The organism is Piscicoccus intestinalis NBRC 104926, assembly GCF_001515525.1.
In the GTDB taxonomy this organism is placed as follows: Bacteria; Actinomycetota; Actinomycetes; order Actinomycetales; family Dermatophilaceae; genus Kineosphaera; species Kineosphaera intestinalis.
The window spans coordinates 1-1,065 of the sequence record NZ_BCNQ01000308.1 but is presented as its reverse complement, the minus strand read 5'-3'; the positions used below and the strand labels follow the sequence as shown (position 1 = coordinate 1,065).

2 protein-coding genes are annotated in these 1,065 nt (G+C 77.7%); both read left to right on the top strand.

All coding sequences use genetic code 11. The annotated features are described in order from the left end of the window. A partial coding sequence (locus PINTE_RS21410; RefSeq protein WP_174524044.1) for a PDGLE domain-containing protein occupies nucleotides 1-377 on the top strand: 377 nt, incomplete at its 5' end. A 1-nt stretch (nucleotide 378) separates the two neighbouring features. After that, nucleotides 379-1,065, top strand: a 687-nt coding sequence (gene cbiQ / locus PINTE_RS21405) for a cobalt ECF transporter T component CbiQ (protein ID WP_157087459.1), incomplete at its 3' end; no start/stop codon positions are given.

The window sequence follows — 1,065 nt, the reverse complement described above, 5'->3', positions numbered from 1 at the left end:
GCGCGAGCAGCCCGGCGACGAGCAGGGCGACCGGACCGGCGTCGGGGCGGGCGCCCCGGGGCAGGGGTCTGTTCGGGCTCGCGCTGTCGGTCACCCTGCTCGTCGCCGGGCTGCTCGCGCTCGCCGCGAGCGCCCACCCCGACGGACTCGAGTTCGTCGCGGGCGCCCTCGGATTCGAGGCGGCGGCACGCGACTCGGTCACGGCCGGCTCGCCGCTGGCCGACTACGGGGTCGCCGGGCTCGGCGCCTGGGGCACCAGCCTGGCCGGCGTCGTCGGCGTCACCGTGACCCTGGCCGTGGCCTGGCTCCTCCTCGCCGCGCGGCGCCGGGCCGCCGGCGCCTCGGCCCCGGAGCGTCAGCGCACCCGAGTCGGCTGAGTTGTCGGGAGCCCACGGGCCCGACGGCCTCCTCGTCGCCACGGCCGGCCCGGTGCACCGGCTCCCGGCCGCCGGCAAGCTGCTCTCGGTGCTGGGATTCGTGCTGTGCGTCGTCGCGACTCCGGCCGGCGCGTGGGGGGTGTTCGCGGCGCAGGCCGCCGCGCTCGTCGTGGTCGTCGCGCTCGCTCGGCTTCCGGTCACGACGGTGGCGCGGCGGCTCGTCGTCGAGGTGCCGTTTCTCGTGTTCGCCGCCGCCATGCCGTTCGTCGCCTCCGGCCCGCGGGTCGAGGTGCTCGGGATGTCGCTGGCGCAGGCGGGGATGCTCGGCGGGGCGACGCTCGCGGTCAAGGCCACCCTCGGCGTGCTCGCCGCCGTCGTGCTGTCGGCCACGACGAGCGCCGCCGACCTGCTCGCCGGGCTCGACCGCCTCCGGCTGCCGGGAGCGTTCGTCGCGATCGCGGGCTTCATGGTGCGCTACGTCGGCATCGTCTCCGGCGACCTGACGCGCGCCCGGATCGCGCGCGAATCTCGCGGCGCCACCGGACGTTTCGAGCGGCTCCGGGCGACCGCCGGGGGAGTGGGAGCGCTGTTCGTGCGCAGCTACGAGCGCGGCGAGCGGGTGCAGCGCGCCATGCAGGCCCGCGGGTACACCGGTCGCGTGCCCGACCTGCGCGCCGTGCTCGCCGCG